Annotated in this window: 19 protein-coding genes; 12 read left to right on the forward strand and 7 right to left on the reverse strand. The window is 73.0% G+C overall.

Annotated elements, in window-relative coordinates; translation table 11 throughout:
* Window positions 1–254: 254 nt before the first annotated feature.
* The 4 genes from Ae331Ps2_RS16075 to Ae331Ps2_RS16090 form a co-directional block, all read right to left on the reverse strand.
* Window positions 255–926, reverse strand: a complete 672-nt coding sequence (locus tag Ae331Ps2_RS16075; protein ID WP_075307945.1) for a GntR family transcriptional regulator — start codon at window positions 924–926, stop codon at window positions 255–257.
* Window positions 923–2,269, reverse strand: coding sequence for a folylpolyglutamate synthase/dihydrofolate synthase family protein (locus Ae331Ps2_RS16080; RefSeq protein ID WP_075307943.1), 1,347 nt, complete (start codon window positions 2,267–2,269; stop codon window positions 923–925). Before Ae331Ps2_RS16080 ends, Ae331Ps2_RS16075 begins: the two co-directional genes overlap by 4 nt.
* 3 nt (window positions 2,270–2,272) lie before the next feature.
* Window positions 2,273–3,646 (reverse strand): L-serine ammonia-lyase, encoded by a 1,374-nt coding sequence (locus Ae331Ps2_RS16085; RefSeq protein ID WP_075307941.1) that lies wholly within the window; start codon window positions 3,644–3,646, stop codon window positions 2,273–2,275.
* Window positions 3,647–3,754: 108 nt separating this feature from the next.
* The gene (locus Ae331Ps2_RS16090; protein WP_075307939.1) at window positions 3,755–5,194 is read right to left on the reverse strand and encodes an MFS transporter; all 1,440 of its coding nucleotides are present in this window, start codon (window positions 5,192–5,194) and stop codon (window positions 3,755–3,757) included.
* Between the two features lie 323 nt (window positions 5,195–5,517).
* Here Ae331Ps2_RS16090 and Ae331Ps2_RS16095 point away from each other — a divergent pair, with 323 nt between their 5' ends.
* From Ae331Ps2_RS16095 to Ae331Ps2_RS16140, 10 genes are all read left to right on the forward strand, one after another.
* A complete protein-coding gene (locus Ae331Ps2_RS16095) occupies window positions 5,518–5,871 on the forward strand; it encodes a bifunctional 3-phenylpropionate/cinnamic acid dioxygenase ferredoxin subunit (RefSeq protein WP_020627383.1) in 354 nt (117 codons plus the stop codon).
* Complete coding sequence (locus tag Ae331Ps2_RS16100; RefSeq protein WP_075307937.1) at window positions 5,871–7,040, forward strand: NAD(P)/FAD-dependent oxidoreductase; 1,170 nt, start codon at window positions 5,871–5,873, stop codon at window positions 7,038–7,040. Before Ae331Ps2_RS16095 ends, Ae331Ps2_RS16100 begins: the two co-directional genes overlap by 1 nt.
* Window positions 7,041–7,211: 171 nt before the next feature.
* The gene (gene glyA / locus Ae331Ps2_RS16105) at window positions 7,212–8,516 is read left to right on the forward strand and encodes a serine hydroxymethyltransferase (RefSeq protein ID WP_075307935.1); all 1,305 of its coding nucleotides are present in this window, start codon (window positions 7,212–7,214) and stop codon (window positions 8,514–8,516) included.
* Window positions 8,513–9,784: a sarcosine oxidase subunit beta family protein gene (locus Ae331Ps2_RS16110; RefSeq protein WP_075307933.1), complete on the forward strand. Its 1,272-nt coding sequence runs from the start codon at window positions 8,513–8,515 to the stop codon at window positions 9,782–9,784. The genes glyA and Ae331Ps2_RS16110 overlap by 4 nt, the downstream gene beginning before the upstream one ends.
* A 9-nt stretch (window positions 9,785–9,793) precedes the next feature.
* On the forward strand, window positions 9,794–10,084 hold the full coding sequence (locus Ae331Ps2_RS16115) for a sarcosine oxidase subunit delta (RefSeq protein ID WP_020627387.1): 291 nt from the start codon (window positions 9,794–9,796) through the stop codon (window positions 10,082–10,084).
* Complete coding sequence (locus Ae331Ps2_RS16120) at window positions 10,081–12,876, forward strand: 2Fe-2S iron-sulfur cluster-binding protein (RefSeq protein ID WP_075307931.1); 2,796 nt, start codon at window positions 10,081–10,083, stop codon at window positions 12,874–12,876. Before Ae331Ps2_RS16115 ends, Ae331Ps2_RS16120 begins: the two co-directional genes overlap by 4 nt.
* Window positions 12,866–13,519, forward strand: coding sequence for a sarcosine oxidase subunit gamma (locus tag Ae331Ps2_RS16125; protein ID WP_083695627.1), 654 nt, complete (start codon window positions 12,866–12,868; stop codon window positions 13,517–13,519). The genes Ae331Ps2_RS16120 and Ae331Ps2_RS16125 overlap by 11 nt, the downstream gene beginning before the upstream one ends.
* Before the next feature lie 32 nt (window positions 13,520–13,551).
* A complete protein-coding gene (locus Ae331Ps2_RS16130; RefSeq protein WP_075307929.1) occupies window positions 13,552–16,065 on the forward strand; it encodes an FAD-dependent oxidoreductase in 2,514 nt (837 codons plus the stop codon).
* Window positions 16,066–16,151: 86 nt separating this feature from the next.
* Window positions 16,152–16,772 carry a cyclodeaminase/cyclohydrolase family protein gene (locus Ae331Ps2_RS16135; protein ID WP_075307927.1) on the forward strand — a complete coding sequence of 207 codons (621 nt, stop codon included), beginning with the start codon at window positions 16,152–16,154 and terminating at the stop codon, window positions 16,770–16,772.
* Window positions 16,769–17,653, forward strand: coding sequence for a bifunctional 5,10-methylenetetrahydrofolate dehydrogenase/5,10-methenyltetrahydrofolate cyclohydrolase (locus Ae331Ps2_RS16140; protein WP_075307925.1), 885 nt, complete (start codon window positions 16,769–16,771; stop codon window positions 17,651–17,653). The genes Ae331Ps2_RS16135 and Ae331Ps2_RS16140 overlap by 4 nt, the downstream gene beginning before the upstream one ends.
* Window positions 17,654–17,659: 6 nt before the next feature.
* On the opposite strand, the gene Ae331Ps2_RS16145 is transcribed toward Ae331Ps2_RS16140, so the two are convergent.
* On the reverse strand, window positions 17,660–18,325 hold the full coding sequence (locus Ae331Ps2_RS16145; RefSeq protein ID WP_020627393.1) for a GntR family transcriptional regulator: 666 nt from the start codon (window positions 18,323–18,325) through the stop codon (window positions 17,660–17,662).
* A gap of 137 nt (window positions 18,326–18,462) precedes the next feature.
* On the opposite strand from Ae331Ps2_RS16145, the gene purU reads away from it, so the two are divergent.
* The gene (gene purU, locus Ae331Ps2_RS16150) at window positions 18,463–19,311 is read left to right on the forward strand and encodes a formyltetrahydrofolate deformylase (protein ID WP_020627394.1); all 849 of its coding nucleotides are present in this window, start codon (window positions 18,463–18,465) and stop codon (window positions 19,309–19,311) included.
* A gap of 329 nt (window positions 19,312–19,640) precedes the next feature.
* Here the strand turns inward: purU and Ae331Ps2_RS16155 are convergent, their stop codons facing one another.
* Entirely contained in the window at window positions 19,641–20,789 is a 1,149-nt protein-coding gene (locus Ae331Ps2_RS16155) for an aromatic ring-hydroxylating dioxygenase subunit alpha (protein ID WP_075307923.1), read from the reverse strand.
* A 734-nt stretch (window positions 20,790–21,523) separates the two neighbouring features.
* Here Ae331Ps2_RS16155 and Ae331Ps2_RS16160 point away from each other — a divergent pair.
* A complete protein-coding gene (locus Ae331Ps2_RS16160) occupies window positions 21,524–23,356 on the forward strand; it encodes a BCCT family transporter (protein WP_083695629.1) in 1,833 nt (610 codons plus the stop codon).
* Window positions 23,357–23,413: 57 nt separating this feature from the next.
* On the opposite strand, the gene Ae331Ps2_RS16165 is transcribed toward Ae331Ps2_RS16160, so the two are convergent.
* The gene (locus Ae331Ps2_RS16165) at window positions 23,414–23,989 is read right to left on the reverse strand and encodes an isochorismatase family protein (protein WP_043281671.1); all 576 of its coding nucleotides are present in this window, start codon (window positions 23,987–23,989) and stop codon (window positions 23,414–23,416) included.

The raw sequence follows: 23,989 nt of genomic DNA on the forward strand, positions 1-23,989 counted from the left end.
CGTCGACGGCGTTGAAGGACCAGGAGCCGCGCCAGATAGGCCACGGTGCGCTCCCCGATCGGGAGGACAGCGGTGTAGGTGACAGGATCAGACATGCAGGACCTCGGTGACGGTGTCGATCTGTGCTGGACCGAACCGATCTACCGGGGTCCTGCCCCGTTCCCGCTCATCTCACCACCCTCGGCGTGTCGCCACGACCTGCCACCCCGCTACTGAGAACACCTCAGTGGGTTCCTTTCCGTAGGGGAGCGGGTTCAGAGGACCGCGCGGACGGCGGTCTCGAAGCCGAGGACGTGCTCGCGGCTGACGGCCTCGGCGCGGTCGGCGTCGCCGTCGGCGATCGCCTCCAGCAGCGCGATGTGCTCGTGCACGTGGTGGCCGACCTGGTCCATGCGGTCGACGAACAGGCAGTGGATCCGGGTGGCCAGGTGGTAGTAGCGGGTGAGCGTGTCCTCCAGGTACGGGTTCCCGGCGGCCCGGTAGACCGACCGGTGCACCGTCACGTCCCACCGCATGAGCTCGATCCGGCTCATCCGCGGCGCCTCGAGCGCGGCGACCCGCCCGGCCAGCTCACGCAGCTCCTCGCGCCGCCACGCCGGGGCGACGGCGGCGGCCCGCCGGGCAGCGGTCGGCTCCAGCACCGTCCGCACCTCGCCGACGTCGCGCAGGTCGGAGATGTCGACGGCGGTCGCGAACGTCCCGCGTCGCGGATAGGACACGACGAGCCGCTCGGTCTCCAGCCGCTTGAGCGCCTCGCGCACCGGGGTGCGGCCCAGGCCGAGCCGGGTCGAGAGGGCCTCGTCGTCGATCGGGGCCAGCGGCGGGATCTCCAGCATGATCAGCTGGTCCCGGATGGCCACGTAGGCCCGGTCGGCCAGCGACCGCGGGCTGTCGAAGTCCACGAACACGTCCTCGGTGATCGTCATGCCGGCTGCCCCTCGGGGACGGCCGCGCGGTCCAGCCGCGACGCGACCGCGCCGGGCAGCCGGAACGACCCGGTCACCACCACGGGGTCGCCCCCGCCGGTGGCCAGCGCGTGGTCGACGGCGTCGGCCGGGTCCGCGACGGCGACGGCCGACATCCCGGCCGCCGTCGCCGCCGCGGCGACCTCGGACGGGCTCCAGTGCCGCGACGGGTGGTCCCCGCCCGGCAGCCCGGTCGCGACGACCCGCGCCCCGGTCCCGGCGACCGCCCGGACGGCCTCGCCCAGGTCCTTGTCCCTGGCCAGCGCCAGCACCCAGGTCACCGGGGCGCCCGGGTGGGTCTCGGCCACCGTGGTGGCCAGCGCGGACAGCTTCAGTGCGTCGTGCGCACCGTCGAGCACCACCGGGGTCCCGGCGACGGTGCGCCGCTCGAACCGCCCCGGCAGCGAGGTCAGCGCCAGCCCCTGACGGACGGCGAGCGGGTCGAGCCGCCAGCCGTCGCGCCGGGCCAGCACCGACACCGCGTGCAGGGCCAGCACCGCGTTCCCGGCCTGGTGCCTGCCGTGCAGGCCCAGCGGAACGTCCGACCAGCCGGCCAGGTCCACGGTGGTGCCGCCCGGACCGATCCGGGCCAGCGCGGCCGCGGCGGCGACGTCCACGACGTCGACCAGGGTGTCGCGGCGCGCCGCCTCCCTGGCCACAGCCGCGTCGGTCTCGGGGCCGCCACGGGCCAGCACCGCGCGGCCGCCGACCGGCAGGATCCCGGCCTTCTGCGTGGCGATCTCGCCGAGCGTGCTGCCGAGCATGTCGACGTGGTCCAGGCCGATCGCGGTGAGCACGGCCAGCTTGTCCGTGCGGGCGACGACGTTCGTCGGGTCCAGCCGGCCCCCGATTCCGGTCTCGACGACGGCGTAGTCGGCCCGCCCGGCGACGGCGGCGAACCCGAGTGCGGTCACCACCTCGAAGAACGAGCAGCGCTCACCCCGGCGCGCCTCGACCGCGGCCACCGAACCCGCGACGGCGGCGAGCCGGTCGTCGAGCACGTCCGCGCGGACCGGGAGGTCACCGAGGCGGAACCGCTCGCGGATGCCGTAGACGTGCGGCGAGGCCTGCACCCCGACCCGGAACCCGTGCCGGGTCAGCAGCGACGCGACGAACGCGCACACCGACCCCTTGCCCGCCGTCCCCGCGACGTGCACGGTCCGCACGGCCTCCTGCGGGTCACCCAGCCCGGCCAGCACCTCGCGGGTGCGCTCCCGGGGCGCGTCGGGCGCGGTGCCGTTGCGGCGCCCGGTCGCCGGCCGCGACAGCAGGAACCGCTCCAGGTCGTCCTGATCGGAGAACACGGCTCAGCACTCGACGATGTTCAGTGCGAGACCACCGCGGGCGGTCTCCTTGTACTTGTCCTTCATGTCCGCACCCGTCTCCCGCATCGTCTTGATGGCCTTGTCCAGCGAGACGTGGTGCATCCCGTCGCCGTGCGCCGACATCCGCGCCGCGGTGATGGCCTTGATCGAGGCGACCGCGTTCCGTTCGATGCACGGGATCTGCACCAGCCCGCCGACCGGGTCGCAGGTCAGACCCAGGTTGTGCTCGATGCCGATCTCGGCGGCATTCTCGACCTGCTCGGGTGTGGCGCCCATGATCTCCGCGAGCCCGGCGGCCGCCATCGCGCAGGCCGACCCGACCTCGCCCTGGCAGCCGACCTCGGCGCCGGAGATCGAGGCGTTCTCCTTGAACAGCAGCCCGACGGCTCCCGCGGTGAGCAGGAACCGGACGACGGAGTCGTCGTCGAAGCCGGGCAGGAACCGCTCCGCGTAGTGCAGCACGGCCGGGACGATCCCGGCGGCGCCGTTGGTGGGGGCGGTGACGACCCGCCCGCCCGCCGCGTTCTCCTCGTTCACGGCGAGGGCGTAGAGGGTCACCCACTCCATAGCGTGCAGCGCGTCCGGCTCGCCGGTCGCCGCCTCCAGCCGCTCGCGCAGCGCCATCGCCCGGCGCCGGACCCTGAGCCCGCCGGGCAGCGTGCCGCCGGTGCGGGCGCCGCGCTCGACGCACTCCTGCATCACCGACCAGATGTGCAGCAGCTCGCTGCGCACCACGTCCTCGGTGCGCCGGGACAACTCGTTGGCCAGCATGATGTCGGAGATCGACAGGCCGTGGGTGCGGGTGAGGCCGAGCAGCTCGTCGCCGGTGGTGAAGGGGTACGCGACCGGGGTCGCGTCCGCCACCAGGACGGGGCGGCCCGCCTCGTCGGAGTCGAGGACGAAGCCGCCGCCGACCGAGTAGTACTCGCGCTTGTCGAGGACGGCGCCGTCGGCGTCGAAGGCCTGCAAGAGCATGCCGTTGGAGTGGAAGTCGAGCCGACGGCGCCGGTGCAGGACGACGTCGTCGTCGGCGGCGAAGACGATCTCGTGCTCGCCGCCGAGGCGGATCCGGCCCTCGGCGCGCACCCGCTCGACCATCGGGTCGGCGGCGACCGGATCGACCAGGTGCGGCTCGTGCCCGGCCAGGCCCAGCACGACCGCCTTCACGCTGCCGTGGCCGTGCCCGGTCGCGCCGAGCGAACCGAAGAGCTCCACCCGCACCGACGCCGTCCGGGTCAGGTCGCCCGAGGCCCGCAGCCGCCCGACGAAGCGGGACGCGGCCCGCATCGGCCCCACGGTGTGCGAGCTGGACGGGCCGATGCCGACCTTGAACATGTCGAACACGGAGATGCTCACGGTCGCTCCGATCCACGCCGGGCTCTGGTCATGCCGACGATGTTAGACTGATATATCAATCGTGCCAAGAGGGGGCGCGGGTCGGCCCGCACCGGTGCCGCGGGCGGGTCAGTGCGTGTGATCGTAGGGCTGCTCGAGCGGGATGCCGTCGGCCGACATCGGCGGCGGGGGCAGGTCCGCGCTGGAGGTCAGCGGTGCCGCGCCGGCCAGCGGTCGGCCCGCGGACTCGGGCAGGAACACCACGGCGACGACGCCGACCAGACCCGCGGCGACGAGGAAGTACCCCGGCCAGTCGAGGTTGCCGGTGGCGGTCACGGCGGTCTCGATCAGCGTCGGTGCGGTGCCCGCGAACAGCGACACCGACAGGTTGAACACCACGCCCAGGCCGCCGTAGCGGACCATGGTCGGGAACTGCGCGGGCAGTGTCGAGGGCAGCACCGCGGCGAAGCCGACCAGGACCACGGCCAGCAGCAGCAGCCCGACGAACTGGCCGACCATGCCGTCGCGCATCAGCCAGACCGCGGGCAGTCCGACGGCCACGAGGGTCAGGCTCGTGACCATCAGGACCGGTTTGCGGCCGATCCGGTCACTGAGCCTGCCCACCCCGGTGATCACGCACAGCATGAGCAGCATGACCGCGACGAGCATGGCGCCGGTGGCGGCCCCGGAGGCGCCGTGCTGGCCGTGCCGGGGGAGCGTCCCGGTCAGGTAGGTGGGCATGTAGTTGGTCAGGACGTAGTTGGTGACGTTCCAGGCGACGGCCAGCGCCGCGGTCACCAGGGCCGGCACCCGGTAGCGGCGGACCAGGATCTGCATCGCCCGCCGGTAGGGCATCGTCGCGAGCGCGGGGGAGCGTTCCATCAGCTGTCGGAACGCCGGGGTGTCCTCCAGGCGCATCCGCAGGTAGATGCCGGCTATCCCGAGGGGGAGGGCGAGCAGGAACGGGATCCGCCAGCCCCAGTCGAGCAGGTCCTGCTCGGGCAGCACCGCGACGAGCGCGCCGCAGACACCCGCGCCGAGCATGTAGCCGGTGATCGTGCCGAACTCCAGCCAGCTGCCGAAGAACCCGCGACGGCGGTCGGGCGCGTACTCCGCGACCAGGGTCAGCGCACCGGTGTACTCCCCGCCCGCGGAGAAGCCCTGCAGCATCCGGATGAGCAGCACCAGCAGCGGCGCGGCGACCCCTGCCGTCTCGTAGGAGGGCACGAGGCCCAGTGCGAGCGTCGCGACGGTCATCAACAGGACCGTGAACGCGAGCACCCGGGTGCGGCCGATCCGGTCCCCGAGCGGGCCGAACACGAACCCGCCGAGCGGCCGGACGACGAACGCGGCAGCGAACGTCGCCAGCGTCAGCGTCAGTGACCATTCGCCGGCCTCCGGGTAGAAGACCCGGTTCAGCACCACCGCGGAGAGGAAGGAGAAGAGGCCGAAGTCGTACCACTCGGCGATGTTGCCGACCGATGCCGCCGCAGCCGCCCGGCGGACAGTGCGCTCCTCCTCGACCGCGACCGGACCGCGACGTCGGGGCCTGCGCGGTCCCTCGGTCATGGTCCCCCCTCGGATCGATCGGCCGCGTCGCGGCAGCCACGCCGACGTGGCGATGCAGTATCGCCACACCATCATTCTCACGGCCATGGTGTCACGTGTCCACGAGTGATATATCTTTCGTCGACGGGCGGCCCGGAATGTGCCGGTGCCGGTTTCCGGGCCCTTTCGGTCACTGGGGACAGCCGCTCACATTTCCACGTCGTGACGCCGATGCCCCTCGCGGCCGGTCGAGAAAATCCCTCGTTGACGGCTGCGACCTGCGGCCTCACCATACGGTTGCGCATGGCATGGCGAGTTTCGCGATAGGCAACAGTGGAGGAACCATGATCTTCGTGGGCGAGCTGTCCGACATCCCCGTCGGGGAGTCCGTTCGTGTCCAGGGGACGGTGCCCATCGCCGTCTTCAACGTCGACGGCGATCTGTACGCGATCGACGACACGTGCACCCACCAGGACGCCTCGCTGTCCGACGGATGGCTCGAGGACTGTGCGGTGGAGTGCCCGCTGCACGCGGCCTGCTTCGACCTGCGGACCGGGATGCCGAGCGGCCCGCCCGCGAAGACACCCGTCCGCACGCACCAGGTGGTGGTCGCCGACGGCGTGGTCCACGTCGTCGAGTCCGTCCCCGCCTCCGGCGTCGCGACCGGCGCCCGTCCGGGCGTACAGGCCGGAACCTGATGCGCGACGTCACGGTCGTCGGTGCCTCGCTCGCCGGTCTTGCGACCGTGCGCGCCCTGCGCGCCCAGGGGTTCACCGGGACGATCACGGTCGTCGGGGACGAGAAGCACCTGCCCTACGACCGCCCTCCGCTGTCCAAGGAGTTCCTCGCCGGGAGCTCCGACGAGGACGCCATCGCCCTGACCGAGGACGACGACGCCGCGCTCGGCGTCGACTGGCGCCTCGGTCGCACCGCACTCGCCCTCGACGGTCCGACCCGGACCGTCACCCTCGACGACGGCTCGACCCTCTCGGCCGACGCCGTCGTCCTCGCCACGGGCGCCCGCGCCCGGAACCTGCCGGGCGAGCTGCCCGGCGGGGTGCACACCCTGCGCACCCTCGACGACGCCCGCGCGCTGCGCGCCGACCTCGTCCCCGGCCGGCGTCTGGTGGTGATCGGCGCCGGGTTCGTCGGGGCCGAGGTCGCCTCGACCGCACACGGCCTCGGTCTGGAGGTCACGATCGTCGAGGCCGCGCCGGTGCCGCTGCAGCGGGCTCTCGGGCCCGAGATGGGCGCCGCCTGCGGCCGCCTGCACGCCGCCGCCGGGGTGCCGCTGCTCCTCGGGGCGGGTGTGGCCCGGCTCGTCGGTTCGCCCCGGGTCACCGGGGTCGAGCTCACCGACGGCCGGGAGCTGCCCGCCGACGTCGTCGTGGTCGGGATCGGCGCGCTGCCCAACGTCGAATGGCTCGAAGGCTCCGGCGTCGAGCTCGACGACGGCGTGGTCACCGACGCCGAGGGCCGCACCAACCTGCCCGGGATCGTGGCGGTGGGGGACTGCGCCAGCGCGCACCGCGCCTACACCGGCAACCGGCTGCGCCTGGAGCACTGGACCAACGCCCTGCAGCAGCCCGCCGTCGCGGCCGCGGCGTTGCTCGGCGCCGAGCACTCGCTGCCCGCGCACCACGCGGTGCCCTACTTCTGGTCCGACCAGTACGGGCACAACATCCAGTTCGCCGGCCACCGGGACGCCGACGGCACGGTCCGGATCGACGACGGCGACCCCGAGGGCGACGGCGGCTTCCTCGCGGTGTTCCTCGACGCCGAGGGCGAGGCCGTCGGCGTGCTCGGCGTCGACCGTCCCCGGCCCTTCGGGCGGATGCGCCGGGAGCTGGCGAAACGGATCCGCTGACCCGGCTCGTCACCTGCGGCGCAGGTCCTCGTGGGGACCTGCGCCGCAGGCGTGTCCCGGCCCGGTCGCACGGGCCACGATCAGCCTCTTGACCTGCCGGGACCGCCCGTGCGACGCTGAACGCAGACAGTTGATATATCAGTCCGCTGGAGAAGATATCTGGAGGTGCCCATGACGACGTTCGCCGTGGATCGGGGTCCGTCGAACGGTGCGGCGGGGGTCCTCGACGGGACGCTGCGCGACGTGGACCCGGAGGTGCACGCGGCCGTCGCCGCCGAGCTGGGTCGCCAGCGCGGCACCCTGGAGATGATCGCCAGCGAGAACTTCGCGCCGCTGGCCGTGATGCAGGCGCAGGGCTCGGTGCTCACCAACAAGTACGCCGAGGGCTACCCCGGCCGCCGCTACTACGGCGGGTGCGAGCACGTCGACGTCGTCGAGCAGCTCGCCATCGACCGCGTGAAGGCGCTGTTCGGCGCCGACTACGCCAACGTCCAGCCGCACTCCGGTGCCCAGGCCAACGCCGCCGCCATGGCCGCGCTGCTCGACCCGGGCGACACCATCCTGGGTCTCGACCTGGCACACGGCGGGCACCTCACCCACGGGATGCGGCTCAACTTCTCCGGCCGGCTCTACGACGTCGCCGCCTACCACGTCCGCGCCGAGGACCACCGGGTCGACATGGCCGAGGTCGAGCGCCTGGCCCACGAACGCCGCCCCAAGCTGATCGTCGCCGGGTGGTCGGCCTACCCGCGGCAGCTCGACTTCGCCGAGTTCCGGCGGATCGCCGACGCGGTCGGTGCCCGCCTGATGGTCGACATGGCGCACTTCGCCGGTCTCGTCGCGGCCGGGCTGCACCCGTCGCCGGTGCCCCACGCCGACATCGTCACCAGCACCACGCACAAGACCCTCGGCGGCCCGCGCGGCGGCATCATCCTGGCCCGGGCCGAGCTCGCGAAGAAGCTCAACTCGCAGGTCTTCCCCGGCCAGCAGGGCGGCCCGCTGGAGCACGTGATCGCGGCCAAGGCCGTCGCGTTCAAGCTGGCCGGTGAGCCCGCGTTCGCCGAGCGCCAGCAGCGCACCCTGGAAGGTGCCCGGATCGTCGCCGAGCGGCTGGTCCAGGAGCCCGGCGTCGGCGTGGTCTCCGGCGGCACCGACGTCCACCTGGTCCTGGTCGACCTGCGCGACTCCGAGCTCGACGGCAAGCAGGCCGAGGACCGGCTGCACCGGGTCGGCATCACCGTCAACCGCAACGCGGTCCCGTTCGACCCGCGCCCGCCGATGGTGAGCTCCGGGGTCCGGATCGGCACCCCCGCACTGGCCGCCCGCGGCTTCGGCGCCGAGGACTTCACCGAGGTCGCCGACGTCATCGCCCGCGCGCTGCGCCCCGCCGCGGGCGACGCCGAGCTCGACGAGCTGGCCGCCCGCGTCACCGTCCTCGCCGACCGCCACCCCCTCTACCCGGAGCTGACGGCATGAGCACCGAGCACACCGGCACCGAGAACGCGCCCCCCGGGGCCCACCTGCCCGAGCACCCCGACGCCCTGTGGCGCAACCCCGAGCCGAAGCGCTCCTACGACGTGGTCATCGTCGGCGGCGGCGGGCATGGCCTGGCCACCGCCCACTACCTGGTCAAGAACCACGGCATCACCAACGTCGCGGTGCTGGAGAAGGGGTGGCTGGCCGGCGGCAACATGGCCCGCAACACCACCCTCATCCGCTCGAACTACCTGTGGGACGAGTCGGCCTTCATCTACGAGCACGCCCTGAAGCTGTGGGAGGGGCTGGAGGAGGACCTCGGCTACCCGATCCTGTTCTCCCAGCGCGGCGTGCTGAACCTCGCCCACACCGAGCAGGACGTGCGCGACTCGGTCCGCCGGGTCGAGGCGAACAAGCTCAACGGGATCGACGCCGAGTACCTCGGCCCCGACGACGTCGCGAAGATCTGCCCGATCGTCAACGTCTCGCACGACATCCGCTACCCGGTGCTCGGCGCGACCTACCAGCCCCGTGCCGGCATCGCCAAGCACGACTACGTGGCCTGGGGCTTCGCCCGCCGCGCCGACGAGGCCGGGGTGGATCTCATCCAGGACTGCGAGGTGCTGGACTTCGTGACCGAGGGCTCCGTCGAGGACGGCACGGCCCGGGTCACCGGGATCCGGACCAGCCGGGGCGACATCGCCTGCGGGCAGGTCGCGCTCTGCGCGGCCGGGCACACCTCGACCCTGCTCGACCGGCTCGGCGTCGACACCCCGCTGCAGTCGCACCCGCTGCAGGCGCTGGTGTCCGAGCTGCTGGAGCCGGTGCACCCGACGATCGTCATGTCGAACGCGGTGCACGTCTACGTCTCCCAGGCGCACAAGGGCGAGCTCGTGATGGGCGCCGGCGTCGACTCCTACAACGGCTACGGCCAGCGCGGCGCCTTCCACATCATCGAGCGCCAGATGGCCGCCGCGGTCGAGCTGTTCCCGGTGTTCGCCCGGGCGCACCTGCTGCGCAGCTGGGCGGGCATCGTCGACGTCACCCCGGACGCGTCGCCGATCGTGGGCCGCACGCCGTACACGAACGTGCTGGTCAACTCCGGCTGGGGGACCGGTGGGTTCAAGGTGACCCCCGGGCTGGGCTGGTGCCTGGCCCACACCATCGCCACCGACGAGCTGCACCCGCACATCGCCCCGTTCGCCCTCGACCGGTTCGTCACCGGCGCGCTCGTCGACGAGCACGGCGCCGCCGGCGTCGCCCACTAGGAGCCCGACGTGCAACTCATCGACTGCCCCTGGTGCGGCCCCCGCGAGGAGGTCGAGTTCCACTACGGCGGACAGGCCCACGTCGCGTACCCGGCCGCACCGGCCGAGCTCGACGACGAGCAGTGGGCGCACTACGTGTTCTTCCGGGACAACCCGAAGGGCCCGTTCGCCGAGCGCTGGAGCCACTCCGCGGGCTGCCGCCGCTGGTTCAACGCCGTCCGCGACACCCACACCTACCGGTTCCTCGCCGTCTACCCGATGGGCGAGGCCCGGCCGCAGATCCCGGGGACCCGCACATGACCCGCATCGACGGGTACGGGCGCATCGACCGCACCCGTACACTGACCTTCGTCTTCGACGGCACCACCTACACCGGTCACCCGGGCGACACGCTCGCCTCGGCACTGCTCGCGCACGGCGTCACCGTGCTCGGCGGCTCGGTCAAGCTCGGCCGCCCCCGCGGCATCGGCGGGGCCTGGACCGAGGACCCGGTCGGCCTCGTGCAGATCGAGGAGCCGTTCCCCGAGCCGATGCTGCAGGCCGCCACCGTCGAGCTGTACGACGGCCTGGTCGCCCGCGGGCTGAACGGGCAGGGCCGGCTGGCGACCGTGCCCGACACCGCGCGGTACGACCGCCGCCACGCCCACTGCGACACCCTGGTGGTCGGCGCCGGCCCGGCCGGGCTGCTCGCCGCGCGCACCGCGGCCCGTCGCGGCGACCGCGTGGTGCTCGTCGACGACCGTCTGGAGGCCGGCGGCTCGCTCGTCCCGACCGACCGGATCGACGGCCGCGCCGCGCACCGCTGGGTCGCCGACGTCGTCGCCGAGCTGGCCGAGAACCCCGAGGTGCGCCACCTGCAGCGCACCACCGCCTTCGGCCACTACGACGACGGGTTCGTCCTGGCCCTGGAGCGGCGCACGAGCATCGGCGCCGACCACCTCGGCACAGCCCCGGCGCACCGGTCCCGCCAGCGGGTGCACCGCATCCGCGCCGGGAAGGTCGTCGTCGCGGCCGGCGCGATCGAGCGCCCCGTGGTGTTCGCCGACAACGACCGGCCGGGCGTCATGCTCGCCTCCGCGGCGCGCGAGTACCTGCACCGCTACGGCGTGCTCGCCGGCCGCGAGGTCGTCGTGTTCACCACCGACGACGCCGCCTACCTGGCCGCCGCCGACCTGGCCGGTGCCGGCGCCCGGGTGACCCTCGTCGACGCCCGCTCCGAACTGCCCGCCGAGCGCGCGCGGGAGTGCACCGAGGCCGGGGTGGCCCTGCGCGCCGGGGCCACCGTCGTCGGCTCCGACGGCGACGACGCGGGCCGGGTGTCCGCCGCGCACGTCGCGACCGGCGACGGCACCGAGGTGCTGGCGTGCGACCTGCTGCTGGTCTCCGGCGGCTGGACGCCGACCGCGCACCTGTTCAGCCACGTCCGCGGCCAGCTCGTCTACGACGCGGGCCTGGGCGCCTTCCGTCCCGGCGCCGCGGTCGCGGGCACCGAGGTGATCGGCGCCGCCAACGGCACCCTCGACCTGGCCGGCTGCCTGTACGACGGCGCGGGCGGCGACGCCCCGAGCTCGGCACCCGAGCCGGCGCGCACCCCCGGCCTGGTGCTGTGGCGCACCGCGGGCGACTCCACGCGCCAGTTCGTCGACATCGCGCGCGACGCGACGGTGGCCGACATCGAGCGGGCCGTCGGCGCCGGGCTGCGCTCGGTGGAGCACGTGAAGCGCTACACCACCATCGGCACCGCCCACGACCAGGGGAAGACCTCCGGCACCATCGCCTCCGGGATCACCGCGGAGCTGCTGGGCCGCCCGGCGGGCGACCTCGGGACCACCACGTTCCGCCCGCCCTACACCCCGGTGTCGTTCGCCGCGCTCGCCGGCCGCGAGCGCGGGGACCTGTTCGACCCGGTCCGCACCACCGCGGTGCACCCGTGGCACGTCGCCCACGGCGCGGTGTTCGAGGACGTCGGCCAGTGGAAGCGACCGCGCCACTACCCGCTGGCCGGGGAGGACATGGACGCCGCCGTGCTGCGCGAGTGCGCCGCGGCCCGCCGCGACGTCGCGATCATGGACGGCTCCACGCTGGGCAAGATCGACGTCCAGGGACCGGACGCGGGGCAGTTCCTCGACCTCGTCTACACCAACCTGATGAGCAGCCTGAAGGTCGGCCGCGTCCGCTACGGCGTCATGTGCGGCAACGACGGCATGGTCACCGACGACGGCACCGTGCTGCGCATCGCCGAGGACCGCTTCCTGCTCACCACGACCACCGGCGGCGCGGCCTCGGTGCTGGACCACCTCGAGGACTGGCGCCAGACCGAGGTGCCGCACCTGAAGGTGAACCTCACGTCGGTCACCGAGCACTGGGCGGTGTTCCCGGTCGTCGGGCCTCGCTCGCGCGACGTGATCTCCGCCGTGTTCCCCGGTGTCGACGCCTCCGCCGCGGCGTTCGAGTTCATGACCTGGCGCGACACCGAGCTCGACGGCGTCGGGGTCCGGCTGGCCCGGATCTCCTTCTCCGGCGAGCTGGCCTTCGAGGTCAACGTCGACGCCCGGTACGGCCTGGCCGTCTGGGAGCGGCTGATCGCGGCCGGCGAGCCGTACGGGATCACCCCCTACGGCACGGAGACGATGCACGTCCTGCGCGCCGAGAAGGGCTACCCGATCATCGGGCAGGACACCGACGGCACCGTCTCCCCACACGACCTGGGGATGAGCTGGGCGGTGTCGAAGAAGAAGGTCGACTTCGTCGGCAAGCGCTCCTTCGCCCGCGCCTCCAACACCGACCCGATGCGCAAGCACCTGGTCGGGCTGCTCCCGACCGACCGCGGCACCCGGCTGCCGGAGGGCGCGCAGATCGTCGAGTTCTCACCCGACGGCACCCTGCCCCCGCCGCCGGTCCCGATGCTCGGCCACGTCACCTCCAGCTACCTGTCCGCGGAGCTGGAGCGGCCGTTCGCCCTGGCCCTGCTCAAGGGCGGCCGCGACCGCATCGGCGACGTCGTGCACGTCCCGCACCAGGGGGCGCTGGTCCCGGTCGAGATCACCGGACCCGTCCTCGTCGACCCGGAAGGAGCCCGCCGTGACGGCTGAGTCGATCCCGCTGCTCACGACCCACCCGCTCGACGCCCACATCCCGGCGCTGGCCGCCCTGTCCCGCGACACCGGGGGCGATCTCACGGTCGAGGTGCTCCCGGTCGCGCAGTCGGTGACGCTGCGGCTCGACCCGTCCGCACCGGCCCGTGCCGGTGTCGACGCCGCGCTCGGGGTCCCGCTGCCGGTCCGGCCCAACACCTGGGTCGACACCGGTGACGGCGAGGTCGTCTGGCTCGGCCCCGACGAGTGGCTGGTCACCAGCCACACCGGGAACCGGGGCGTCGGCGAGGCTGCGCTGCGCGCACTCGTCGCCGGTGACACCGGCGTCGGGGGCGCCGCGACCGACACCTCCGCCCAGCGCGTCGTCCTGCGGATCGGCGGCCGGCTCGCCCGCGAGCTGCTGTCCTTCGGCTGCGCGCTCGACCTGCACCCGCGCTCGTTCCCGGCCGGGAGCAGCGCCCAGACGCTGCTCGGCCGGGCCGCCGTGCTCCTGCTGGCCCGCGACGACCGGTCCGACGCCGACGGGGGAGCGGTGTTCGACCTGCACGTGCGCAGCTCGTTCGCCGGCTACCTCGCGGACTGGCTGCTCGACGCCGCCCTCGAGTTCGGCGGCTCCGACGTCCCGTCCCTCGCCCGCTGACCCGCCCGACGACCACGCACAAGGAGACCACCATGACCCCCCGTGTCGTCATCATCGGAGCCGGGATCGTCGGGGCGAACCTGGCCGACGAGCTCACCACCCGCGGCTGGACCGACGTCACCGTCCTGGACCAGGGGCCGCTGCCCCTGACCGGCGGTTCCACCTCGCACGCCCCCGGCCTGGTCTTCCAGACCACCGGGTCGAAGACCATGACCGCGTTCGCCACCTACACCGTCGAGAAGCTCCTCGGTCTCGACGACGGCACCACCGCGGACGGCTGGTGCTTCAACCAGGTCGGCGGCCTGGAGGTCGCGACCACCCCGGAGCGGCTCGCCGACCTGCACCGCAAGCAGGGCTGGGCGATCTCCCGCGGTGTGCCGGCCGCGGTCGTCGACGCGGCCGAGTGCGCGCGGCTGCACCCGCTGCTCGACCCCGACCAGGTCCTCGGCGGCCTGCACACCCCCACCGACGGCCTGGCCAAGGCCGCCCGCGCCGTCGTCGCGCTGGCCCGGCGGGCCGAGTCCCGCGGCGCGGTCTTCCGCGGCTCGGTGCGGGTCACCGGCATCGCGCAGTCCGGCGGCCGGGTCACCGGCGTCGAGACCGCCGACGGCGAGACCGTCCCCGCCGACATCGTGGTGTCCTGCGCCGGGTTCTGGGGCCGCGAGCTCGGGAAGCTCGTCGGCATGCGGGTGCCGCTGCTGCCGCTGGCGCACCAGTACGCCCGCACCACCCAGGTCGAGCAGCTCGTCGGCCGCAACGGTGCCGATGCGCGCTCCGCCGGGGCTCCGCACGGTGAGTTCGTCGAGGCGCGGCTGCCCATCCTGCGCCACCAGGACGCCGACCTCTACTACCGCGAGCACAACGACTGCCTCGGCATCGGCTCCTACGCCCACCGCCCGATGCCGGTGTCGATCTCCGAGCTGCCCGAGGTCGGCGACGGCGAGGTCGGCGAGCGCACCCAGCCCTCGATGCTGCCCTTCACCGAGGAGGACTTCGCGCGGCAGTGGGAGCAGAGCCAGCAGCTGCTGCCCGGTCTACAGCGCTCGAAGATCGAGCACGGGTTCAACGGCGTCTTCTCCTTCACCCCCGACGGCGGCCCGCTGATCGGGGAGTCGCCCGACGTCGCCGGTTTCTGGGTCGCCGAGGCCGTGTGGGTCACGCACTCCTCCGGCGTCGCCCGCTCGGTCGCGCAGCTGCTCGTCGACGGCCGCAGCGAGCTCGACCTGCACGGCTGCGACGTCAACCGGTTCGACGAGGTCGAGACCACCGACGCCTACGTCGACGAGACCTCCCAGCAGAACTTCGTCGAGATCTACGACGTGCTGCACCCGCTGCAGCCCAAGCTGTCCCCGCGCGGCATCCGGACCAGCCCGTTCCACGACCGGCAGCGGGAGCTGGGCGCGTTCTTCCTGGAGTCCCACGCCTGGGAGCGCCCGCACTGGTACGAGGCCAACGCCGCCCTGGCCAAGGACATGCCGCCGCAGTGGCGCGCCCCGTCCCACGACGCCTGGTCGGCGATGTTCCACTCGCCGGTCGTCGCGGTCGAGGCCTGGAAGACCCGCACCGCGGTCGCGATGTACGACATGACCCCGCTGACCCGCCTGGAGGTCTCCGGGCCGGGGGCGTGCGCGTTCCTGGAGGGCCTGACCACCGGCAAGATGGACAAGTCCGTCGGCGCCGTCACCTACACCCTGATGCTGGACGAGGCGGGCGGCGTCCGGTCCGACCTCACCGTCGCCCGTCTCGGCGAGCAGCTGTTCCAGGTCGGCGCGAACTCCCACCTCGACCTCGACCACCTGCGCCGCGCCCTGCCCGACGACCACTCGGTGGCCGTCCGTGACATCACCGGCGGCACCTGCTGCATCGGCGTGTGGGGGCCGCTGGCCCGCGACCTGGTCCAGCCGCTGTCGGGCGAGGACTTCTCCCACGAAGGCCTGAAGTACTTCCGCGCGATGTCCGCGCACATCGCCGGGATCCCGGTGACCGCGATGCGGCTGTCCTACGTCGGCGAGCTCGGCTGGGAGATCTACACCAGCGCCGAGTACGGCCGGAAGCTGTGGGACGTGCTCTACGAGGCCGGGCGCCCGCTCGGTGTGGTCGCGGCCGGGCGCGCGGCGTTCAACAGCCTGCGCCTGGAGAAGGGCTACCGCTCCTGGGGTGCGGACATGTCCACCGAGCACAACCCCTACGAGGCCGGGCTCGGCTTCGCGGTCCGCCCGCACACCAAGGGCGACTTCGTCGGCCGCGAGGCCGTCGAGAAGATCGACCCGGACGCCGTCACCCGCAGGCTGACCTGCCTCACGGTCGACGACGGCCGCAGCGTCGTCCTCGGCCACGAGGCGGTGCTGGTCGACGGCGAGCCCGCCGGCTACGTCACCTCCGCGGCCTACGGCTACACCCTGGGCACCCCGATCGCCTACGCCTGGCTGCCCGCCGGGCTGCCGGTGGGGGCGACGGTCGAGATCCAGTACTTCGACCGCCGGATCCGTGCCTCGGTCGCGGCCGAGCCGCTGTTCGACCCGGAGATGAGCCGCATCCGGCGCTGACCCGGTGGGGCGGGGGCGGCCCGACCGGCCGCCCCCGCCTCCGCACCCGACGACGCACCGTCGCTCCGCCGCACGGAAGGACCCCCATGCGTTCCGACACCCTCGACCGGTTCCTCTGGGACCTGGCCGCCCGCGTCCCCGCCCCCGGCGGCGGCGCGACGGCCGGCCTGCACCTCGCCCAGGCCGCGGCCCTGCTCGGCATGGTCGCCCGCTACACCGACGGCGAGCGCTACGCCGAGCACGCCGAGACGGTCCTCGACGTCCGCAACCGGGCCGACGCACTGCGCATCACCGGCCTCGGCCTCGCCGAGGACGACGCCCGCGCGTTCGGCGCGGTCGGCGCGGCCTACAAGCTCCCGCGCGACACGGACGAGGCGAAGCAGGTCCGCAGCGCGGCGATCGCCGCCGCGACGGTCGAGGCGGGACGGATTCCCGCACAGGTCATCCGCGCCGCCGAGCAGGTGGTCGACCTCGCCGAGCGGCTGCGGCCGATCGGCAACCCCAACGTGATCAGCGACGTGGGCGCGGCGGCCGACGCCGCACGGGCCGCGGCGAGCACCGCCCGGCTCAACGTCGAGATCAACCTGGCGGGCCTCACCGACCCGCAGGCGCGCACCGAGCTGTCCGCGGCGCTGACCGGCGTCGACGACCTGCTGCGCCGGGCCGACAAGGTGACCGACGACGTCCGGGAGCAGATCCGCCGATGACCCCGCCACCCACCACCCGGCCGGCCCCCCACCCCGACCACGTCGTCCTCGACGGCACCGCGCGCGCCCGCGAGCTGCGCCAGGGGGTGCAGGCCGAGGCCGCCGCGCTCACTGTCCTCGGCGTCGTGCCGCGGCTGGCCGTCGTCGTCGCCACCGCCGACGAGGGCGCGGGCTGGTACGTCCGCTCGCTGTCCGGGGCCGCCCGCCGGGTCGGCGTCGAGTGCGAGGTCCTCGACCTCGGCCCGGACGCCGACGCCGAGTCCATCACCGCCACCCTGGCCCGGCTGAGCAGCGACGACACCGTGCACGGCATAATCCTGCAGACCCCGCTGCCCGACGGTGTGCGGGTCGAGGAGCTGGCCGCGTCGATCGTCCCGGAGAAGGACGTCGACGGCGCCAACCCGCTCTCGGCCGGCCGGCTCGCCGCGGGCCTGCCCGCCTACCCGCCGGCCACCGCGGCCGCGGTGCTCGAGCTGCTCGACCACCACGGCGTCGAGCTGGCCGGGCGCAGCGCCGTGGTCGTGGGGCGCTCGCTGGTCGTCGGCAAGCCGACCGCCCAGCTGCTCCTGCAACGCGACGCGACGGTCGGCATCTGCCACCGCCACACCAAGGAGCTCGCCGAGCACACCCGCACCGCGGACGTGCTCGTGGTCGCGGTCGGGCGGATCGGGCTGATCCGCGCCGAGCACGTCGCCGAGGGCGCGGTCGTCGTCGACGTGGGGACGAACACCGCCCCCGACGGCAGCCTGGTCGGCGACGTCGACGCCGCCGACGTCGCGACCCGCGCCGGTGCGCTCACGCCGGTGCCCGGCGGCGTCGGACCGGTGACGACGGCCCTGCTGCTGGCACACACCGTCCGCTCGGCACGCGCCCACGTCTGAGCCGGGTCAGACGACCTCGCGGACCGCCTTCTCGAACCCGATGACGTGCGCGCGGGCCCGGTCGGCCGCCTCGTCGGCCTGCTGCCCCGCGATGGCCCGCAGCAGGCCCGAGTGCTCGCCGACGTGCTGGTCGAAGTGCGTCATCCGGTCCAGGAACAGGCAGAAGATCCGGGTCGCCAGGTTGTCGTAGCGGATCAGGGTGTCCTCGAGGTGCGGGTTGGCCGCTGCCTCGTAGATCGTCCGGTGGACGTGCAGGTCCCAGCGCATCAGCGCGTCGCGGTCCAGGGTGCGCACGTCGATCCGGTCGATGGTGTCGGCCAGCTCGGCGAGGTCGGCCCGGGTCGTGGGGCCGGCGTACTCGGCCGCGCGGCGCGCCGCGAGCGGCTCCAGCTGCACCCGGATCTCGGAGATGTAGGCCAGGTCGGTGATGTCGACCCCGGTCGCGAACGTGCCCCGCCGTGGGTAGGAGACGACCAGCCGGTCGATCTCCAGGCGCTTGAGGGCCTCCCGCACCGGTGTGCGACCGACCTCGAGGGACTTCGCGAGGGCGACGTCGTCGATCGCGGTCATCGGCGGGATGTCGAGCATGATCAGCCGGTCCCGGATCACCGTGTACGCCTTGTCGGCGAGCGAGGTGTACTCCGGCTCGGCGTCGTCGGGCAGTGCGGTCACCGTCGCATGTTAACCCGTCATGTGTGCGTAACAGTTCTCGGACATGCCCACACCTCTTGACTATGACTGATATATCAATGCACCATCCAGGGGTCCGTGGTCGCCGCGGACCGCGTCCGACCCGAGGAGAGGCCGCCGTGTCCCGTTCCTTCATCCTGACCCTGAGCTGCCCGAACCGCACCGGCATCGTGCGCGCGGTCAGCGCCTTCCTGTTCGAGCACGGCTGCGACATCGGCGAGTACCAGCAGTTCGACGACCCGCTGCGCGGCCGGCTGCACCTGCGCACCCAGGTCGGGGCGGAGCACGAGGTGGACCTCGACGTGATCAGCCGGGACTTCGAGGCGGTCGCGGCCGAGTTCGGCATGAGCTTCACCTTCCACGACGGCGCCCCCGCCCGGATCCTGGTCATGGTCTCCAAGCTGGGGCACTGCCTCAACGACCTGATCTTCCGGTGGCGGGCCGGCAGCCTGGGCGCCGACATCGTCGCGGTCGTGTCCAACCACCCCGACCTGCGCCCGATGGCCGAGGCCGCCGGGCTGCCGTTCGTGCACGTCCCGGTGACCGCCGAGACCAAGCCCGACGCCGAGGCCCGGCTGCTGTCGCTCGTCGACGAGTTCGACGCCGAGCTGGTCGTGCTCGCCCGCTACATGCAGGTGCTCTCCGACGAGACGTGCAAGGCGCTCGAGGGCCGTGCCATCAACATCCACCACTCGTTCCTGCCCGGTTTCAAGGGTGCCCGCCCGTACCACCAGGCCTACGAGCGCGGCGTGAAGCAGGTCGGCGCCACCGCCCACTACGTCACCCCCGACCTCGACGAGGGCCCGATCATCGAGCAGGAGGTGATCCGGATCGACCACTCCTACGACCCGAAGGCCCTGCAGATGGTCGGCCGCGACGCCGAGGCGCTGGCCCTGTCCCGCGCGGTCCGCTGGCACTGTGAGCGCCGGGTCCTGCTCACCGGCGGCAGCACGGTCGTCTTCCGGTAGCGCCGCGGCGGCTCTCCCACGGCCCCGTCCCCGCACCGCGGGGGCGGGGCCGTTCCGCGTCCGGTGGCCGCCCTGCTGCCCGGCCGCTGTCCCGCTTGCTCAGCTGCGGTCCCGCCCGCGGGGGCACGGCGTGGCACCTCCCCGCGTCCCGCCGCACCCCTCGCGTGGGGTGCGGGGGGGGTGACGGGGTGCCACGGCACCCCTCCGTGCCGGCCTGATCCGGTCGGGCCCGGGGGCATGCGCGAACGCCCCGCGCCGGCGGGGCCGGGCGGGGCGTTCGTCGTGGTGCGGGGAGTGCGGTGAGGCGCGGTGCGGTGCGGTGCGGGGGATCAGCCCACCCGGTCGCGCACCCAGTCGTGGAACTCGCCGATGTGGTGCTCGCTCGGCACGAGCACGCCCCCCTTCTCGTAGGAGCGCGAGTCCATCGCGAGCTGGCAGCGCTCGCAGGCGTCGAAGTCCTGCACGTTGACCCGGTGGAACAGCTCCACCGAGCGGTCGATGTCGGCGCCGGAGTCGACGACCTCGGGGAGGTAGAGCCAGTCGCAGACGACCAGGGTGCGCTCGGGGGTCAGCGGGAACATGCGGTGGAACACGACGTGGTCGGGGACCAGGTTGATGAACACCGAGGGCCGCACCGTGATGGCGTAGTAGCGGCGGTCCTGCTCCTGGGTGATGCTCGGGATCCGGGCGAGCCCCTCGGAGCCGTCGACGGTGAAGCCCTTGATCTCCTCGCCGAACTCGGCGCCGTGCCCGACGAAGTACTGGGCGGCCAGGCCGTCGGCGAACTCCGGCAGCACCTCGGTGAGCTCGGGGTGGATCGTCGCGCAGTGGTAGCACTCCATGAAGTTCTCGACGATCTGCTTCCAGTTCGCCTTGACGTCGTAGGAGATGCGCCGGCCGAGCTTCAGGTTCTCGACGTCGTAGCCCACGATCGCGTCCGGCGAGCCGAGCCGGGTGGTGACGTCGCCGATCACGGTCTCGGTGAACGACGGCGGCTCCTCGGCCAGGCTCAGCCACACGTAGCCCAGCCACTCGCGGACGTGCACGGTGTGCAGGCCGTACTCGACCTTGTCGACGTCGGGCATCGAGTTGAGGTTCGGCGCCGCGATGAGCTTGCCGTCCAGGCCGTAGGTCCAGGCGTGGTACGGACACTGGAACGAGCGCCTGACCTCGCCCTTCTCCTCCGTGCACAGCCGCGCGCCGCGGTGTCGGCAGACGTTGAGGTAGGCCCGTACGGAGTTGTCCCTGGCCCGCGTGACGATCACGCTCTCACGTCCGATCTGGACGGTCTCGAACGCGCCGGGCTTGTCCAGGTCCGCGGCCAGCACCGCGCAGAACCACGTCTTGTGGAAGATGTTGTCCTGCTCGGCCCGGAAGATCGCGGGGTCGGTGTAGTAGTGGCCGGCGAGGGTCTCTCGCAGGCTGTCCGGGAGGCTCTGCCCCTCGGTGGTGGGGTTCGACAACTCGCCGGTCGTCATGGCGGTACTCCTCGTGGGCGACGGTCGGTGTGGGGCGGCTGGCGGGTCTGGGGCGAGATCGGGCGCGCCGGCGGGGGTCGCCCTCGCGGGTCGAGCTCGGGACCGGTGCGACGGCATCGGTTCGTTACGGAGGCCGGCGCCGCGGGACCGGGGGCCCGTGCGACGACCGGGCGCCGGAGGCGGCCGGCGTGCGGTCGCGGCAGAACCGTTGCGGCACAGCGGATCACCTCCTGCAGTGGGGTTGGGCGCGATGACGACGACGGCGATCGGGGCCGCGGTAACACACGAGAAACACCGAAACTGTTGCGTAACAAGCAACGAGTCGCTCAATACGCACCACGATGGGAGCGCGTCGCCCTGGTCGGTGTCAAGGGGCTGCAACGGTGGTGTTCGTGCAGGCCCGAGGCGTGGGCCGGTCGCCGCGGGTCGGGCATCGGAACTGCTGGGGGCACGGTGGCGACTCCGGTGTCCTCGGGCTCCGGGCGACGGATCGGGTCTTGACCGCCGCTCCGGCCGCATCATAACGTGCACAGATATATTAATCGAGTATCTGAGGGGGAGCAGGTGGTGCCGAGTCCCGGCCGACCGCCGCCCGACCGTCGCCCGTCCCCGGGTCGGCGGCACCCGCTGCCCGTCCACCCGTCGCGCCGGTGATCCCGGCCGCGGATCCGCACGACCCCACGGAGCGGCGCACGTACCGCACTTTCCCCGCACCGGACAGAGGTGGAGACGTCATGACGCAGGTCGATCCCCGGTCGTGTACCGAGGACCCCGGAGCACCACCGGAACGCCCCCGCACGGACCGGACGGTCTTCGGGATCGGTGCCGCGTTGGCGCTGCTGTTCGTCGTCTGGGGGGTCGCGGCGCCGGAGAGCCTGCGCACGACCGCGTCCACGATGATCGGGGCGCTGATGCGTGGCGGTGGCTGGGGCTTCATCCTCGCCGCGACCGCCTTCGTCGCCTTCGCACTGTTCCTGGCCTTCAGCCGGTTCGGACGCGTCAAGCTCGGCGCCGACGACGAGGAACCCGAGTTCCGCACGGTCTCCTGGATCGCCATGATGTTCTCCGCCGGCATGGGCATCGGACTGATGTTCTTCGGCGTGAACGAGCCGCTGACCTTCTTCCGGTCACCGCCCCCCGGCTCCGCCGAGCCCGGCACCGTCGACGCGCTGCAGACCTCGATGGCGACCTCGCTGTTCCACTGGACGCTGCACCCGTGGGCGATCTACGCCGTCGTCGGCCTCGCCATCGCCTACTCCACCTTCCGCAAGGGCCGCCGGCAGCTCATCAGCCAGGCCTTCGTCCCGCTGATCGGCCGCAAGGCCGCCGAGGGCTCCATCGGCCGGGCCATCGGCATCCTCGCGATCTTCGCGACGCTGTTCGGCTCCGCCGCCTCCCTCGGCCTGGGCGCCTTCCAGATCGGCGGCGGCATGCAGACCGTGGGCTGGGTCGACGGCCCGGTGAGCCCCTGGCTGCTCGCCGCGATCATCGTCGTCCTGACCGCCGCGTTCATCCTCTCCGCCGTCTCCGGCGTCGAGAAGGGCATCCAGTGGCTGTCCAACACCAACATGGTGCTGGCGGCGGTGCTCGCGTTCTTCGTGTTCGTCGTCGGCCCGACGGTGATCATCCTCGACCTGATCCCGACCTCGATCGGCGCCTACTTCTCCCAGTTCTTCGAGATGGTCGGGCGCACCGAGGCCGTCGGCGGCGAGCCGATGCTCGAATGGCTCTCCGGCTGGACGATCTTCTACTGGGCGTGGTGGATCTCCTGGACGCCGTTCGTCGGCATGTTCCTGGCCCGGATCTCGCGCGGGCGCACCATCCGCGAGTTCGTCGGCGGGGTCATCCTCGCACCCAGCCTGGTCTCGCTGGTCTGGTTCTGCATCTTCGGCGGCACCGCCATCACCCAGGCCCAGCAGGGCACACAGTTCTCCGACGACTCCAACGTCCAGCTGTTCCAGGTACTCGGCGCCTACCCGTGGGCGACCGTCACCGGCCTGCTCGTCATGGTCCTGGTCGCCATCTTCTTCGTCTCCGGCGCCGACGCCGCGTCGATCGTCATGGGCACCCTGTCCCAGCGCGGCACCATCGAGCCCAGCAAGTGGGTGGTCGTCTTCTGGGGCGCCGCGATGGGCGCGGTCGCGGTGCTGATGCTGCTCACCGGGGGCGAGGACGCACTGTCGGGCATCCAGAACCTCACGATCCTGGTCGCGGCACCGTTCGTGGTGATCATGGTGCTGCTGTGCGTGGCCCTGCACCGCGACGTCCGCCGTGACCGGGTCATCCTGCGCGCGGTCAAGAGCGCCGAGGTGATGGAGCAGGCCGTCGACTGGGCGACCGACAACCACGGCGACGACTTCTACGTGAAGGTCGGCTCCTTCGCCAAGGACGACGGGGCCACCGACGCGGACCCCGGGGGAGCGGCCGTCCCGGTCGCGGCGGTCGACCCGCTGAGCGTCCCGGCGGACCCGCAGCGCCCCGACCGCGACGCGGCTCCGGCGGACGGCGACGCCACCCCGGTGGACGGCGACCGGGCTGCCCAGGTCACGACGGTCGAGCGCCACTGAGAGATTGGCACTGAGACATCGGCACCGGCCGGGACGCGCTCCCGGCCGGTGCCGGGCTCAGGCCGTGCGGAGCTCCACGCCGGCCTCGGCCAGCTCGGCCAGCGCCCGCTCCGTCGTCTCCGGGGAGACCCCCGCGCAGTGGTGCAGCAGCACCGTCGTCGCGAGTCCGAGCCGTGCGGCGTCGAGCGCGGTCGCCCGGACGCAGTGGTCGGTCGCCAGGCCGACGACGTCGACCTCGGTCACCCCGCGCCCGCCCAGCCAGTCGCCCAGCGGCTCGCCCGACTCGTTGGCGCTCGCGCCCTCGAAGCCCGAGTAGGCAGCGGTGTAGGCGCCCTTGTCGAAGACGCACTCGATCGGTGCGACGTCCAGCGCCGGGTGGAACGACGCGCCCGGCGTCCCCGCGCGGCAGTGCGGCGGCCAGGAGTCGACGAAGTCCGGGGTGTCGGAGAAGTGCGGCCCCGGGTCCACGTGCACGTCCCGGGTGGCGACGACGTGGTCGTAGGCCGTGCCGTCCCGGCCGCCGGTCGCGAGCGGCCCGATGCCGGCGGCGACGGCGGCCCCACCGGCCACCGCGAGGGCGCCGCCCTCGCAGAAGTCGTTCTGGACGTCGACGACGATCAACGCTCGGGCCAT

It is taken from the genome of Pseudonocardia sp. Ae331_Ps2, assembly GCF_001932405.1.
GTDB lineage: Bacteria > Actinomycetota > Actinomycetes > Mycobacteriales > Pseudonocardiaceae > Pseudonocardia.